Below are 16750 nucleotides of genomic sequence, written 5' to 3' on the forward strand. Positions count from 1 at the left end.
TTTTTGTCGGGGATTCCAGAAAATAACGTGTCTGATATTCCTTACTTTGTAAAAAGAAGAGCTAAAGGCGAAATAAGGCGTCCTGAGTTCCTTAGAAAATGGTCTCCCTTTCCCCAGGGTATAAAGGCTTGGGCTTCAAGACATTTTAAAAAGCTAATCTCCACATCCTAACTAACTTCGAAAATCTCAAGCATAAAGCTAAACGTACTAATCGTTACCTTCTACATTAAAGGCTGTGAAACTGAATTATGTACTCAGGATCTGCAAATTCTTCTCTTCTCTTTTGTTTTCTATCCTACACTTTACCAATCAGCAACAATAGTACACCAATGGCAATCATGACTACACCGAGAATACCATATACCACTCTTGCGCCCTGCCGTCCAATAGTCTTTACAAAAATCCCTGCTCTAAAACTCTTCATAAACCAGTCCCAATTGTTGATACCACCAAGCAAACTAAAAATTCCTGCCGCTATGGCAAATAGTGCGATTAAAACGGGTTGATCTTGCATCTCGTCAACACTCCTTCAATATAATCCTGTCTACTATACCTTCACTTGGTGAAAATTAACAGGCATTAATTGGGCGTATCTCAAAACTCGCTGAAGTGCATCTTTCACCGCCTTTTCGCACCCTGCTGCGTCCCTTTCCCTTGACGTGCCCCGGCACGCCTGCAGAAAACTTCCTTGCTTGGAACGAAAATTCGGCAAAATCTACTTCCTTCGGAGTTTTCAGACACGCCCTAGAAAAAAACAGCTTGCAGATGGAAGTCTGCAAGCTGTTTTAAACCGTCTGTATCATGCGTTTTATTGTTTTTGCAACTCGCTTGCTGACAATAACAAGGTTACCACTTCAGCACGTGTTGCTTCAGCGAGGGGGTTAAACATATTTTTCCCTGTTCCCTTCACCAGTCCTGCATCATATGCAGCAGCGATATATGGAACAGCCCACGCCGGTACTTTATCTGCGTCTGCGAAAGTCAGTGCCGGATTCGACTGTACCGGGAGGCCGAGTGCTCTGACAAGCATAACTGTCATCTCTACCCGTGATACTTTGCCCGATGAACGGAACGTATCATCCGTATACCCACTAATGATGCCTAGATCCACTGCCTGAGCAATAAAGGATTGTGCCCATGCAGGTATCCCGGCAGCATCCTTAAACGTCAATGCCTTGTTGCTGGCTGGAAGTTCAAATGCTCTGCCCAACATAACAATGAATTCGGCGCGTGTGGCTGGTGCATTCGGACGGAAATTACCATCCTGATATCCGTTCACAATTCCCCGGGAAATGGCCTGTCCAATGGCAGCCGCCGCCCAGTGATTTCCGATGTCCTTCAGGTCTACGACCGGAGTAGTTGGATTAGGGTTTCCTCCATTACCCGGAACAGTTGGCGTAGTTGGGTTTGTAGGATTGGTTGGTGTGGTTGGAGTTACAGGCGGAGTAGGTGTTGTAGACCCTCCACCACTGTTACCACTGCCCGGATTACTTCCATTATTGCCGCCACCATTACCAGGATTGCTTCCATTTCCGTCCCCCGGAAGTGGCGTACCTTTCAGATCCGTGCTGCGTCCTTCCGTCACTTGATTCACATTACCTACACGGTCTAGATGTTCATGGAAGATTTCATAATCGACCAGATTTAATTCGTAGAATCGATTATCATCTTTCGCTGTTCTCATAGCACGATAGAAGTCTCCGCCGTTAGCCATGAATGAATTGGTAGCGACGATATAGTACCCGTTCGGATCGATATCCGAGTACGTACCATCTGCATTCTTAATCTGAACTTTGACCACACGTTGACCCACTTGGGTCACGGTATTGGTCGTTGCATCAATTTTCTCGCCTGGTTTCGTGGAATCGTAGTAGAAACGCATGCCTGCCACTTGTGGGAAGCGCCCTTCTCCCGTTTCCACACCACTAACGCCATTTTCCAGCGCGGCTGTGATTTCCTTGCCTGTCATTTTCAACGCAGACAGGTTATTACCGAACGGCATCACAGTCAGGAGATTACCCAGCGTAATATCACCTGTCTGGAATGAAGCACGAATGCCACCGCCGTTCTGGATCGCTACGTATCCTTTGACGTCATTTTCCTGTACAATGGATTTCACTTTCTCCAGCATACCGTCTGTCATCAGGTTTCCTAAATTGGTTTCCTGTTTCCGCACAGTGCCCCGTTCTCCATCCAGGAAGACATTTGTTCTACCGATAATAGTTTTCTTGAACTGTTCCAACTGAGGCGCATATTCTTTCAGCTTGTTTGCGGCTTCCACATCATCATCATAGATGAATTGGTTGGCAGCATCTTTCGCATCCAGACTCAGCAATTTGCCGTTCCACTTTTTCAATATACCTGCTTCATCAAACGTAACATCCAATTGACCAATAGAAACGTCATATTCCCCAGTCTGCACAACCAAAGTTGGGTCCGCATGGGTATCCACCAAAACTGGTGCGTTCAGAATGGTGTGTGAATGACCACCTACCACAATGTCGATTCCTTCTACAGCTTCAGCTAATTTCAGATCCTCAGAGTAGCCAAGGTGAGTCAAAGCAATGATTTTATTAATACCTTCATTTTGCAGCATTTGTACAGTTGCTTGTGCACTTGCCTTGTAATCTGCAAACTTCAAGTCATCTCCTGGTGAAGAAAGAGATACCGTGTCAGGTGTTGTCAGTCCGAAAATACCGACTCGCTCACCATTCACTTCCGTAATAATCGCCGGATAGATTTCAGCTTTCTCACCCGGATCACCGATGTTATTGTTGTACAAACCGCTCAAACTCGTATCCTTTGAATAATCAATATTAGCACTCACAAACGGGAACTCTGCTTTTTCAATAAATGCTTTCAGTACGCTTGGACCTTTATCAAACTCATGGTTACCAAAGGTCATCGCATCATATCCGATCATGTTCATGAACTCCAGATCAGCCAGACCATTAAACAGATTGAAGTACAATGTACCAGAGAATACATCCCCTGCATCCAGCACTAGGGTATTATCATTACGTGCTTCCTTAATTGCCGATACTCGGCGCGGGATGTTATCCAGATGCGCATGCGTATCATTCGTGTGCAGTACGCGCAGGTTGAAGTCCCCTTCTTCTACTGGATCTCCAATACTCAATTGTGCAAGCAGTGGATCATGGTCACTCACTCGTCCATCTGCTGTCTCAAAATCGGCATTCACATGTACTACTTCGATGGCTGCCGTCTCAGTTAGATTTTTACTCACCAAAATGTGATCCAGTGTCTGGGAGTTTCCATCATAGATGTAGGAATACCGCTGATTTTCTGGTAGTTCGTTTACCAGGTTGTCCAGTTCATTACCTTCAACAATGTTCAAAGTATCCGAGAATTGGAAGTCATTGAAATCACCGAGAACGGCGACATTCACCTCAGGGTCTTTGTTCAGTAACTCTTTCACAAACCCATTCACCAATGCAGCTTGCTTCGCACGTTGAACTTCACTGCTCCGAGTGGCAGGTTGTATACTTCCAAAAGGTTTCAGGTCTCCACCTTTGGAATTAAAGTGGTTGGCAATCACCACTACACGTTTACCATTGAATTCGAATTCAGCGGCGAGCGGTTTGCGGGAGCTGGCGAACGCCTCGTCCCCTGGTGCAATACGACCCGGATTATTGGAGAGACTGCCATCAGCTTTGACTGTGATCGCTGTCGTAGCATTTCCTTTTCCGATACCATTAGCCAACGATACACGGTTCGGCTGATAAAGGAACCCTACACGAATATTGGCACCAGGTGCCCCGCCATCCTTGTTATTTTCCGGAGAAATCTCACTATATCGATATGTTGGTCCGTTGTTCGTTTTGATTGCATCAATTAGCGTCTGAAAACTCTCATTGGACGCTGTTGTGCCCGTGTCGGCATCGCCATCGTTATCCTGAACTTCCATGATGCCAATGATGTCTGGCGTGTTCAGATTATCCACGATGATTTTACCGATTTTATTGGCTCGTGTTGAATCTTTTTTGCTGAAGTTCTCCACATTAAACGTAGCAATGGTCAGTTTATCTGCCGCTTGTTCAATGGAAGTAGTCGCTTGTTTCGTTTCTCCCGGGATAACTGCTGGTAAATTCCCTTCAGGACTCACCTTGAAATTTCCACTAGAGTAGGTCATTACTCCGACTACATTACCATCCAACTTATCGCCTGTTTTTACTGCTTTGGAAGGTTTCTTGCCGATAAATAGACGCTGCGGATTGAGATCACTCTCATTCATATCTTTCTTGTTATCGGTCAGAATAACACCACCGTTAGGTGTGCGAAGTGGATTATTCTCACCATTATCCACAACAACGGCCAGACCCGGTTGACTGGAGTAAGGACCTATAATTTCAGGCTTTTCCAGTTCAACACGCATGCCTTCCAAACTTTCAAAAAAGTCTATAGCATCCGTCTCGGGATTAAATTCTGCAAAAGAGTCTGAGTCAATGACGGTTGGAATTACACGTCCATTGACACCCAACTTCACAGGTGCAGGTAGATCTACCTTATCTATTACTTTTACAATGGCACTCGCCGTAATCTGCGTGGTGGTTAATTCGTTAACCGCCCCATATTCCGCAACTTTCCCAGATACCTTCACCTGATTGCCAACGATAACTCCATGACTTGGTTTATAAACCTGAATGGCTTCGGATGTCCGGTTATCATCGTCCATCTCGCCCGGAAGCTCTTGCATGTAAAAACTGCTTGTACTGACAGAGGTAACAATACCTTCAATATCCTTAACATCGTATCCGTTAAAAACAGAGGTATGTCCTGCCCCCTGAATATCATGGATACGCACGTTTTCTTTATCAGGAAGTATTTGATACGTAAAGGTGTACACTGCACTGGATTGTCCATTAAGAATGGCAACAGCCTTGATTACGATGTCTTGATCAATCACTATTGGACTACTATACACGGCGGAAGAAGAAGTAGGCTCTGTATTATCCGTCGTGTAATGTACAACTGCACTCTTGGCTGGAGAGGTTAATGTGACTTCATTGTTCCGGGGAATCCCGCCAGATGGAACACTTGCCATCACAGACAGGCTGTTTTCTACAATATCTGCGGCTGTTCTAGGCAAAAGCTCTAATCCGTAATTACTGTTGAAGGTCAGAACACCCTGCACATATTCGTAGGTTTTGCCAACAGTTAGCGCGGTAGGAGAGTTTTTGGCATAAATCGTCATCTCAGCACCATGACTATCCGTAGCGTAAAACGTCGAACTACTGCCCCTTGTTACCTGAATATCTCTTACTTCGACAAACATTCCCTCATACTTTTCTCCCGGACCTTTATTACTTTGGTCTGCTGGTCTGACAAAGTCTGTAGACACCATATTTTTGGGTTCGGGGAGTGTTACATTTTGCTCAGTTACCTTCATGTATCCTTCGGTAAAACCTGACTTATCCTTCTCGATCTGGACGAGTCCGCTGTAGTGGGTAATTGGACCATACACTTCAATGCGATCCCCCACGTCAACTTGATTTTTCGCTCGGACTACAATGCCAGCCTCTTCGTCTTGGATATAATAATTCGTGAATTCTCCGGAGAGTTCACTGTACGTTACGACACCTGAAACGGCTACATTTGTATTTGGTGCAAGGACTCTCGCATCAGCAATGGATATGATTCCAGTCTCGTCTGCTTCCTGTACTTCTGAGTTATCCGTCTCAACTGGTTCTTCACTTTCAGTTCCATCAAAATCACCATCTTCGTTAGTTGGTGACTCTGTCCCCTCGAGGTCTGACGATTCTTCAGTTGGGACAGTATTCGGTATGGAGGTCTCCTGATCACTTATGTGCTGCTCTTCCGCTACTACACTTTCCTCATCAGCATATGCGGTGCTACTTAATCCACCTATTGGTGCCGCACCTGTAACGACAAGAACGAAAACCAGAAACCCTTGTGCCCAACGTTTCACTTGCTTGTTGTTCATTCGTCCTACCCCCATGTTTTCAACTTGGCAATCATTTGTTCAGACAGCTTGTACATTAGTTCAAATATAAGATAACTGAATAACAGACTCGTGTAAACAATATTTCTTCGTTATGAAAGAAAATAGAACACTCATATCACATTTTCTAAACTAACCTCTATAATAATGAATAAATAGTACTAACTTTTAACTAAAAACACGTTATTAAGCCTATTAAAGTTATATAAATGTTAGATATACGGTTACTTAACGTCAATTAAATTGACATTTATACTGAATATATATACGAATTCGACATTTAGTAACAGTACTCATTTCTTTAAACCCACTAAAACCTGAGTCTTGAGACATGCATTTTCACATGATAAAACGATATGTACGGATCACTTTAGATCACAACATTAACTGAGTATAAAAGAGAACTATTAAGCGCAAAATCAGTATGAGTTAATAGAATGTTAAAAAAAACCACAAGAACATCTCCAATTACTCTCAGAGACTTTCTTGTGGGATAATACAAAATATGAAAAATGATACTAATTTCACCTTTTCGAAATGTTACAGACGGTTTTCAATACACTTCTGTGTCTGGTGTCAAAGTAATATTACTTCCATAGGGTTCAATTAATCCTTGTTGCTCCAAGTATTGGTCAACGTATCGATCTGCATTCAGTGAAGTTGACCCGATCCAGTCTGAATATGTTTTTCCAAACATTTTATATAGTATGTCACTAGTATATTCATTACTTAATTCCCCAAAAACAGTATACAACTGTTTTACCGTATTTGTGTGTTTTTTCCCCTCTAAATCGGTCCATGTTACTTTTTTATTCAGATCTACCTTCCTTATATCCTTAGTATATATTTGTACATTTGACCCATTGATTTTGAAGTACACACGGATGCTTTTTTCGTAAGGATGACCCTTGAGAATGCTCCACCCTTTCATATCTCCAGTAGCTGGCACAGCATAAAGTTTCCCTTTTGTTGGAGTTGTTCCTGTTACACTGTTTTGTTTTTGAGGTTGTTCAATATTAATAGTCATTTTACCTTTACCAATGGATACTTGCATCTGCTTAGCTTTAGAGTTATAAGTCACAGTTCCATCCAGAGCATCTGAGAGAACTGAAGCAGGAAACAAAGTTACGCCATTTTGAACAAGCAGCGGGGACTTGAGAGTTAATGGCTCTCCATTTAACGTTGCTTTTGTTCCCGTTTTCGGGAGAGTTAGTTTGGTAGAACCAACTTTAATCTCGAAGGCGTCCTGTTGAGCAATGTAACTAACACTCCCTCCCAGTGCCTTAAATACCTCTTTCATCGGAACAAGAGTCACACCATTTTTTATGTATCCTCCATCAATTGCTTCATCCAAACTACCTGAAATAGTAACTGATCTTTCAACATTTTCGACTTTAACAGTAATTGTTGAAGAACCTACACCTATTACCTTTACCATCCCAGTGCTCAGCACTTGAAGTATATGAGGTTCACTGATCGTATAATCTGTTTTTGTAAGACCTGTATTTCTTCTGTAGTATGGATCGTTATCGCTATGTATTGAATTTTCGTCATCATACACAACAACTATATTAAGATTAATCTTAGAACCGACCGAAACTGTAGTATTAGGGATGAGTTCAATATTTTTAACTTTAAGTTCCTCTGCATAAACACTTGAAACAAACAACAACATAAATGCCATCATTAGAACCGTTACTCTTTTCATTCACTTGTACTCCTTCTTATTTTTAATATTGTCCATTGCTTTTCATGAATCCATGTATTGGGATACCCCTTTCAGCTTCCTATTCTATTTTCGGAATCATTAACAAAAAATGTTAGTCTTTCTTTTTAGTAAAACAAAAAAATTGAATGCAGCTTAATCACTGCATTCAACACTGATATGAATTAAATTATTTCTTCACCGTGCTGTTATATTGCGCAATCTTGTCTGTAATTTGTTTAGCTGCTGCATCCAGTGCTTCCTGTGGTGTACCTTGTCCATTCAGGACCGTTTCAATCGCTCCTTCGACAAGTTGTCTGGCTTCCGGGAATACACCCATTAATGCCCCTGATGTTGCTGTCGAATCGGCGGAAGCGTGCAATTGATCGACTGCTGTCTGGAATTGCGGGTACTTCGCCATATTATCCTTTAATACTTGCTCATTGTAGGCTGCTGTCGTAATAGGGAAGTATCCTGTCGCAACACTCCAGTTCGCTTGTACCTCTGGTGTAGCCAAGTACTTGATGAATTCCCACGCCGCTTGCTGTTGCGCTTCCGATTTGTTATTCATGATGTACAAGCTCGCTCCACCCACTACAACGCCGCCTTCTTTGGCATCCGCTGGACGAGGCAGGAAGCCTGTTCCCAGTTCAAACTTGCCACCTGAACCTTCTACGATTTTACGCAGGCCAGCTGTGGAATCAAGAGTCATACCGATTTGCTGAGCGGTAAATGCTGCTGTTGTATCGTCTGTGCTACGTCCCAGATTGGAGAGGGTCTTCTCATCAATCATCTTTTTCCACCACGTTAAAGTCTTCACTCCAGCTTCGGAGTTCAGCAGAGACTCTGTAGCTGCTTCATTTCTTCCGTTTCCATTGTTTACATAATCTGCATTCTGGTTTGCAAAGAACTGTTCCATAAACCAGCCGTAGATCGCCATGGATGCACCTGGCTTACCGTCTTTCGCCAGTGCTTTTGCTGCTTGCTCAAACTCTTCATACGTCTTCGGCGGGTTCTCCGGGTCCAGACCTGCTGCTTTGAACATATCCTTGTTGTAATACAGGATCGGGTTGGATGTGTTAAACGGCATGGCGTTCAATTTGCCATCGATGGTGTAGTATCGGATGATGTTTGGCTCCAGTTGGGACAGGTCGAACTGATCCTTGTCGATGAACTGTTGTACTGGCGTAATCATGCCCGAATCGATCATGAACTTGCTACCAATCTCATAGACTTGGATAATGTCTGGACCGCTGTCTGAGCCCATGGATGCTTTGAGTTTGTTCAGACTTTCATCGTACTTCCCTTGATAGATGGGTTTCACCTGAATGTCGGGATGGCTAGCGTTAAAATCGGAAGCGAGTTGGTTAATGGCTTTCTCCCCAGCGCCAGACATGGAATGCCACCACGTCAATTGTGTTGTTTCAGCTGCGGCCGCTTCTGCTTGTGCTCCACTTGCCGGGCTACTTGTTTCAGCTTTTGTTCCACAAGCGGAAATGACCAACATGAGTGCAGCCAGCATTAATGCGAATGTTCCTCTTTTTTTCAAACGAAATCGCTCTCCTTTTATATGGCTCGCGTACAATAAAATCTTGGGGATGACGCGGTGTGGCCGTTACGGTTACGAATCGTTCTTTTGATCGCTGTTATCCCCGGATTTTTCTCATTCCCCCTCTCAAAGGGGAAAATCCGGGGATAAAGGCGAACGCTTTGCTTCTTCAGAATCGATTTCGTCCCCTCCACTACTACCGTCGTTCATTTCAACATTTTATTTGAAGCACGAGCCTCATTTTATTCGCTCCTGGTATCCAAACCGTGGACCTTGTAAGAAGATACAAGGTTTAATTCAAAACCTCTAAATTAAAATCTTTAGATCAAAACCTTCAGAGCTTCCACTTCAATTAAATAGTTGTAAAACTTTCTCTCCCTACCCCTTTAGCGCGCCTGCGGCCATTCCGCGGACAAGCTGTTTCAACCCGAAGATCAATAACAGTAAGGATGGTAGAATGACCATGGCTGTTCCGGCAAATACCAGATTCCACGCTGTGGATTCCTGGAACTCCAGCATCGAGATCCCGATCTGTGCGGTTCTCATTTCCGGTGTGTTTGTCACCAGCAGCGGCCAGAGATACGAATTGTACATGCCTAAGAATGAATAGATTGCCAGTGTTCCAAGTGCCGGACGGGACAATGGCAAGACATGCGATATGAAATAGCGAATATGACCACAACCGTCGATCCTAGCTGCCTCGAATAGTTCCTTGGGTAGCTGCATGAAGAACTGTCTCAGTAGGAATGTACCAAACGCCGTTGCCAGAAACGGCACGGTAAGCCCCTGGTAACTATCTAGCCAGCCCCAACTGCGAACTGTCAGGTAGTTGGGGATCATCGTCACTTCCCATGGAATCATCATCGTTGCGACAAACATGCTGAAGATGACGTTTTTGCCTTTGAACTGCATTTTCGCAAAAGCATAGGCTGCCATACTCGCTGTAATCAATTGACCAAGCGTTGTCAGTCCTGCGACAAGAAAGGTATTGCCGATAAATCGACCGATCGGAACAATATCAAATACTTCGCTAAAGTTGGACAGATCGATGGAATTTGGAATGATATGTGGCGGATAAGCGCTCGCATCTTCCGGCGTCATGACGGCCATGAAAAAGGTGTACATCACCGGATACAGCACAAGCGCTGCACAGATCGTCAGTAATACATACAACAGCGTTTTGGTCCATGTCGCACTCATTGGTAATGCACTTTCCTTTCTACCCATTTGAACTGGATCAGGGTCAGCAACATAATCACCACGAACAGAATCAGTGCCTGCGCACTACCTGTACCAAAGCGGAAATTAACAAAGGCTTCCTGATAGATGGAATATACAAAAACATTTGTACTGTCCATCGGGCCACCCCGGGTTAGAATGTTGATCTGACCGAACGATTGAAAAGCACCAATGATCGATACGACCGTAACAAAAAATAACGTTGGTGACAGTAGCGGCATCGAAATTTTGCGAAACGTCAGCAATGGTCCTGCACCGTCAATCTTGGCGCTCTCGTAGATCTCATCCGGGATGCCTGCCAAACCACTGGATAGAATAATGTAGTTGAATCCAAGGTTCATCCAGATTGTCATGATGGAAATCGAGATCAATGCCCAATCCGGGCTGGTAAGCCAAGGAATTGGGTCAATACCTACTTTGCCAAGCAGATAATTCAGCATGCCCAGGGTCGGATGGAACAGAAACTTCCAGATCACCGCTGACGAACCCACGGATAACACCACGGGCAGAGAGAATACAAATTGGAACACACGCATTCCCTTGAACCGGTTGTGGGTCAGTGCAGCCAGAATCAGAGCAGCCAGCATGCCCGTAGGCACTGTAAACAGTACAAATAGTAATGTCACTTTCATCCCTTGCATGAACAGTCCTGATTGGAACACGGCCTTGAAGTTATCCAGTCCTACATAAGCCGCAATCTGCCCCGTCGGATCTGTGGAATGCAGACTCAGGTACACGGACTTAAACATCGGGTAAAACAGAAACACTGCAAACAAAAGCAGCGATGGTGCCAGGAAACCATAGGCCAGCAGATTCTCCCGCATTCGCTGCAGACGCAGCGAGACTGTCCGGCGCTCACTCGTACCGGATACGCGCCGTTTGGCGGCGGGCAGGCTGATCCGGTTATCAAGCTCACTCATCGGATTTTCTTCCCCCTTGTTTCACGCATTCAGTGTGTGTGTGAAATGTTAGATCAACTTCAGCACCACGTTATCTAGTGTAAGAGTCGAATGTCACAGCAAAATTCATTCTGAATCAACGTAACGTTAATCATGGACAAGGGACTTTACGGAAATGTGCATCCATTCGAAAGCGGTATCCAAACCGGATTTCATGACAAAAAACCGCAAGAACTCCCCTGTTTGGAGATGTCCCTGCGGTTTGATGTGTAAATGGAATATGAACGTTTGCTTATTAATAAAAGCGACTCATTTTACAATAATCTGTAAATATTCCAAACGGGTTAAAGCGATTAACCGTTCGAGTTAACGATTAAGATGATATGGCACCGTTGTGACAATCACGTCTTTGTAATTAATCAGATAAGCACGAATCATAAAACTGGTCTGGTTGTGCAGTACATTTTGCCACCAGTGCTTGGTGATGAATTGCGGAATCAATATAGTGATGTGATCGGTCTCAGCCGTTTTCCACTCTACTGTATCAATGAATTTCTTGAGCGGCCCCATAATGCTACGGTATCTCGATTTGATCACGACCAGACGAACACCTGGATTCCACTCCTCCCACTTCTGCTCCATCTTGCGTATCGCCTCATCATCGAAGCCAATGTAAAGTGCGACCACGTGATCCGACATCGTCTGGGCGTAACTGATCGTATTCATGACGACCCGGGTAATGCCTGCAACAGGAATGACAATGGTATTACCTTTTTTGGCTGGCTTATCAACCTGAATATCAATACGTAGCTCATCGGCGATGTTGCAATAGTGACGGTGAATACGCATGAATACATAAACAACGACCGGCAAAAAGATAAAGATGACCCATGTCTGCGTGAACTTGGTGAAAATAAAGATCAGGGTAATCGATAATGTAGTCAGCATACCGACGGTATTGACCAGCAACTTCATCTGCCAGCCAGACGGTTTGACTTTGATCCAGCGAATCATCATACCGAGCTGTGACAGGGTAAATGGAATGAACACCCCTACCGCATAGAGCGGAATCAGGCTTTCCGTATTTCCTTTGAACCCGACCACCAGCAGCGCAGACATCGCACTGAGGAAAATGATCCCGTTTGAGAAACCAAGGCGGTCTCCTCTGACCATAAATGCATGCGGCATGTATTTATCCTTTGCCATCATGAAGGATAACAGCGGAAAAGCCGAATAAGCTGTGTTGGCTGCGAGGAACAGGATCAGTGCCGTTACACCCTGGATGATAAAATACATCGTGCCCCTGCCAAACGTCGCTTCAGCAATCTGGGAAATGACCGTTGCTTTGGGATCAGGCTTCACTCCGTACCCATAAGCCAGTAAGGTGATGCCGATGAACATGGCTCCCAATATACAACCCATGAGCAGTAATGTACCCGCGGCATTTTTCTCAGCAGGCTGCTTGAAGTTCGGGATTGCGTTACTTACCGCTTCCACGCCAGTCAAGGCCGAACAACCGGAGCTGAATGCTTTTAATAACAGAAACATACTCACATGGGATAGACTAGTTCCGAATTCTGGTGCAGCTGCTTCCATCCCCCCGGCAAGAAATTTGATTCCGCCCGAGATAATTAGCACCGCAATCGAAAAGATAAATAGATAAATGGGGATCGCCAGCACAGACGCTGACTCCGTCACTCCCCGCAAATTCATAATCGTTAGAAAAACAATCATAATCAGAGCAATCACAACACTGTAGTCATGCAGCATAGGAAAAGCCGACGTAATCGCATCCGTCCCTGCGGACGAACTTACCGCAACGGTCAGAATATAATCGACCAGCAGAGATCCTCCGGCAATCAGACTGGATGTTGTACCCAGGTTATCCTTGGCTACGATATAAGCGCCGCCCCCTGTTGGATAAGCAAATATCGTCTGGCGATAGGAAAAAATTAAAATGACGAGTAATCCCAGCACGGCGATGGAAATCGGAACGGAGTACCACAGGGCGGCGAATCCGGCCGCAACGAGCACCAGCAAAATCTGTTCCGTACCGTAGGCAACGGAGGATAGGGCATCCGAGGACAGGATGGCGAGCGCCTTCCACTTCCCCAATTTTTCTCCATCCAGTTCAGCCGATTTCATGGGCTTGCCTATTAAGATTCTCTTCATTTTGCCAAGCATGATCATAACTTCCTTCCGTCTCTCATCTGTGAAGCATTGTTATTATGCAAAATCGCAGAGCCGTTGACAATACGTCATTTCACCCGAATTTCGCCAGCGCGTGATAATGCATTCTACGATTCAATAATCGATAACAAAGCCATTCTTGTTCAGCAATTTGAACTTTTTTGAACCAAAATGACGATTGTTCGTCAAAAAAAAGGAAATGGCCTTTGGTTCATTGAACCAAAGACCACTTCCTTGATCTATGCGTTGACTATTTTATCTGCCCAGAATTCCGGGACGAGGGGTAACACCAAACGCTTGTGCCAGTGTGGTCAGCTGCTCATCTGTAATTCTCTGCCGGATCTCGTGACCAGCGACCAGCATATACACTTGGGCTGCCTTCTCGATCGTCTCAATCAGACCAAATGCCTCGTCAATCGTTGTTCCTGTTCCAAAGATGCCATGTTGCGGCCAGATGACCGCGTGGTATTCTTTCATTTTCTCAGCCGTTTCGCGTCCAATCTCGTTTGATCCAGGAATCATCCATGGAATAATGCCAATTCCATCCGGAAATACAACCACGCACTCCGTGCACATCTGCCAGAGCGTCTTCGTGAATTTTGCTTCATCCAATTCGTGGATAAAAGTCATAGCCAATACGTGAGTGGCATGGTTGTGCATGACAACCCGGTGGTTCGGGTCCAATTTCAAACGTTCGATATGGCTCATGAAATGTGTAGGCAACTCACTTGTTGGATTCGCCCCCGACTTCAATCCCCAGAGCACTTCCAGCTCCTGTCCATCCTGCGATACACGCAGCAACCCTAGATTACTCTCCGGATCAGCGAGTACATTTTTGAAATATTTGCCCGATGCGGTCACGATAAAATATTTACCTGCCAGCTCCTGCACCGAAAATGCCGGTTTGATCTTGCGAATCACATGATGGATATCGATATATTGGGCAACTTCCTCTTCCTCCAGCAGATAGCTGACATTACCGCCATTACGCTCATCCCAGCCATTTTTCCACATATGTTGTGTAATCTCAGCCATCTCACGGACAAATGGGATATGGAAACCTGCAGCCTGCGTTGTTTCATTGGTAAGGGTCACGTTCATGATCAATCTCTCCTTATATTGAAAATAATATGGCTTGCCACGTACATAGTAAGTTCCTTTTTTCACATTCATTATACCTTTGTTTATCTTTGGTAGTCAATAACAAACACAGAAATAACCTTTTATTTATTTTTGTTTAGTTTTGTTTATTTGAAAATAAAACAAAAAAATACCCCACCGGCGCCCGGCGGGGTCAGTCACACATCTATTTAACACGAGAAGGGGTTTACAAGACTTATCTTACCTCTGCTACCTTAATAGAAGCTGAAAGCGAAATAAAAAAAGCATGAAAACATATATCCCCTTTGGACAGAAGATTCAGTTCCTCCTTTTCATTCAGTACATATATCCCTCTGTCCAAACGCTTTTGTCAATTCTAGCATATGCTATTCTAGCTTTTCTCAGAAAAAGTCATTCATAAAAAAGGAGTTGGACCTATGGCAGTCCTTTCTACAGGCCCGATCGAGAACAACCTCTCCGGTGGCAGCAGGCCTACACAACAGGTCACCATCAAAATGGTCAACACAGATTCCATCAATACGTCCAATGTACTCATTGAAGGTTATTTCCTGAATGGAACGAGGACCTTATATGTGCTGCAATCCGTTAATCTGACCCCCGGGCAAGTCTTCTCTCAAACCTACTATGCCAACCTGGATGGATACGAATATGTATTCACAACGGGTGGAGGCGCAGCTGCATCAACTGAAATTTCAGTGTGGGGAAAAGACAGCACCGGGCAAATCGTCACCGCACATCGTATTGTTTCGAATGAACTAGTTCTATAAAAAAAGGGGAGGAAATCAGATGGCCACAATCTCATCCGGGCCCATTGAGAACAATCTGGTATCCGGATCAAGACTCACCCAATCGGTTACTGTCAAGATTGATAACGAAGATCCAGTCAACGCCTCAACTGTTCTTATCGAAGGATATGTGCTAAACGGAACGCGGACCTTGTATGTACTGGAATCCATCTCGCTTGCGCCCAATGAAGTCTTCACCAAGAGTTATTATGCAGACTTGGATGGCTTCGAATTTATTTTCACTACCAGTGGCTTGGCGGAGAGCTTAACCGACGTTTCCATGTGGGGCAAAAATGCCACAGGACAATTGGTCGCTGCCCATCGACTGGTAACTTCTGAATTGCTGGGTGCCGAAGGTGGCACTCCCGACTTCGAGTGGGGACAGACGATCTACTGGGCTGACTCCAGCGCTCCAGGACCAGGTACCGGATCACCCTTTGATCCATTCAACTCCCTACAGGCTGCTATCGACGCAGCCACGAACAGCCCTCTTGCGGTTACTTTTGGCATGAGAGCCCGGTTGATTATTCTTATTGCCGGCAATTCATCCTTCAATGAAGACATTGTTATTCCTCCTGCAAGACATGTGCAAATTCTGGGAATTGGCCCTTGGCAACTCGGAAATTCGGATCTGGCCAACTTCGCTTCTTCCATTCCCCGGAATGTCACGATCCAGACAAGTCAGGCTGCAGAAGATGTCTATCTGGTTCAAGGACCTGCATTTGATGCTCGTCCTGTTACGGTTATAGGAACGTTTAATGACGGCACGTCCGTCAGTACGCATACCAACTACACGGACGGCGCCATTATAAGCGGTGACGTCACTTTTCAGAACGTGGCTGTGGGTGACCCGTTCACGACCATTGAATTTCAACTGCTCAATGCCAGAGTCGTAGGAAATATTGTACAATCGGGTCATATGGGTAATCTGAATGCATACCTGTATCACAGTCGCATCAACACCATGGTTCATAACGGTTTGAATATTCAAAGGATGGTAGATAGTACTTCAGACAGCACCATTAATGTAAGAGGATACTCACACATTACCAATTCCACGATCAGTGGCAATGTGACCGTCACACTCGCCTTAAGTGATGTCCCTCCAACAGGCATATTTAGTAGTCAGTTTGCTACGATCACCTGGACAGGACCTTTAACGCTGGATGCCGCCTCCAACTATTATTTTGTTAACAGCGGATCTATACTTGTGGGAACCAAAACCGTATTATTCAGTATCGCCTAACACGCAATCCCTGTCCTTCATTGGTCGGGGGT

The 16750-nt window shown here is 44.8% G+C and carries 10 protein-coding genes; 2 read left to right on the plus strand and 8 right to left on the minus strand.

What is annotated here, in order from left to right; all coding sequences use genetic code 11:
• Positions 1–295 precede the first annotated feature (295 nt).
• From C170_RS15210 to rhaD, 8 genes are all read right to left on the minus strand, one after another.
• Positions 296–514 carry an immunity 17 family protein gene (locus C170_RS15210; RefSeq protein WP_017690054.1) on the minus strand — a complete coding sequence of 73 codons (219 nt, stop codon included), beginning with the start codon at positions 512–514 and terminating at the stop codon, positions 296–298.
• A gap of 294 nt (positions 515–808) precedes the next feature.
• On the minus strand, positions 809–5965 hold the full coding sequence (locus C170_RS15215; protein ID WP_051447208.1) for an S-layer homology domain-containing protein: 5157 nt from the start codon (positions 5963–5965) through the stop codon (positions 809–811).
• A gap of 571 nt (positions 5966–6536) precedes the next feature.
• Entirely contained in the window at positions 6537–7691 is a 1155-nt protein-coding gene (locus tag C170_RS15220; protein ID WP_051447209.1) for a copper amine oxidase N-terminal domain-containing protein, read from the minus strand.
• A 187-nt stretch (positions 7692–7878) separates the two neighbouring features.
• Entirely contained in the window at positions 7879–9237 is a 1359-nt protein-coding gene (locus C170_RS15225; protein ID WP_143781084.1) for an ABC transporter substrate-binding protein, read from the minus strand.
• Between the two features lie 378 nt (positions 9238–9615).
• Entirely contained in the window at positions 9616–10437 is an 822-nt protein-coding gene (locus tag C170_RS15230; RefSeq protein ID WP_036611224.1) for a carbohydrate ABC transporter permease, read from the minus strand.
• A complete protein-coding gene (locus C170_RS15235; RefSeq protein WP_036611226.1) occupies positions 10434–11396 on the minus strand; it encodes a carbohydrate ABC transporter permease in 963 nt (320 codons plus the stop codon). Before C170_RS15235 ends, C170_RS15230 begins: the two co-directional genes overlap by 4 nt.
• 345 nt (positions 11397–11741) lie before the next feature.
• The gene (locus C170_RS15240) at positions 11742–13559 is read right to left on the minus strand and encodes an APC family permease (protein ID WP_036611228.1); all 1818 of its coding nucleotides are present in this window, start codon (positions 13557–13559) and stop codon (positions 11742–11744) included.
• A gap of 261 nt (positions 13560–13820) precedes the next feature.
• Entirely contained in the window at positions 13821–14666 is an 846-nt protein-coding gene (rhaD, locus tag C170_RS15245; RefSeq protein ID WP_036611229.1) for a rhamnulose-1-phosphate aldolase, read from the minus strand.
• Positions 14667–15103: 437 nt separating this feature from the next.
• On the opposite strand from rhaD, the gene C170_RS15250 reads away from it, so the two are divergent.
• Positions 15104–15454, plus strand: coding sequence for a hypothetical protein (locus tag C170_RS15250; protein ID WP_036611232.1), 351 nt, complete (start codon positions 15104–15106; stop codon positions 15452–15454).
• A gap of 19 nt (positions 15455–15473) precedes the next feature.
• Positions 15474–16718, plus strand: a complete 1245-nt coding sequence (locus C170_RS31340) for a hypothetical protein (protein WP_076319090.1) — start codon at positions 15474–15476, stop codon at positions 16716–16718.
• Positions 16719–16750: the final 32 nt, after the last annotated feature.

The sequence above is a fragment of the Paenibacillus sp. FSL H7-689 genome (assembly GCF_000517905.1).
GTDB lineage: Bacteria > Bacillota > Bacilli > Paenibacillales > Paenibacillaceae > Paenibacillus > Paenibacillus amylolyticus.

What these genes read in the sequence shown, in the direction of transcription:
- C170_RS15235 (WP_036611226.1), bottom strand. Translation starts at nt 11,396, where the DNA reads ATGAGTGAGCTTGATAACCGGATCAGCCTGCCCGCCGCCAAACGGCGC.
- C170_RS15240 (WP_036611228.1), bottom strand. Translation starts at nt 13,559, where the DNA reads ATGCTTGGCAAAATGAAGAGAATCTTAATAGGCAAGCCCATGAAATCG.
- C170_RS15220 (WP_051447209.1), bottom strand. Translation starts at nt 7,691, where the DNA reads ATGAAAAGAGTAACGGTTCTAATGATGGCATTTATGTTGTTGTTTGTT.
- C170_RS15215 (WP_051447208.1), bottom strand. Translation starts at nt 5,965, where the DNA reads ATGAACAACAAGCAAGTGAAACGTTGGGCACAAGGGTTTCTGGTTTTC.
- C170_RS15210 (WP_017690054.1), bottom strand. Translation starts at nt 514, where the DNA reads ATGCAAGATCAACCCGTTTTAATCGCACTATTTGCCATAGCGGCAGGA.
- C170_RS15250 (WP_036611232.1), top strand. Translation starts at nt 15,104, where the DNA reads ATGGCAGTCCTTTCTACAGGCCCGATCGAGAACAACCTCTCCGGTGGC.
- C170_RS31340 (WP_076319090.1), top strand. Translation starts at nt 15,474, where the DNA reads ATGGCCACAATCTCATCCGGGCCCATTGAGAACAATCTGGTATCCGGA.
- C170_RS15230 (WP_036611224.1), bottom strand. Translation starts at nt 10,437, where the DNA reads ATGAGTGCGACATGGACCAAAACGCTGTTGTATGTATTACTGACGATC.
- rhaD (WP_036611229.1), bottom strand. Translation starts at nt 14,666, where the DNA reads ATGAACGTGACCCTTACCAATGAAACAACGCAGGCTGCAGGTTTCCAT.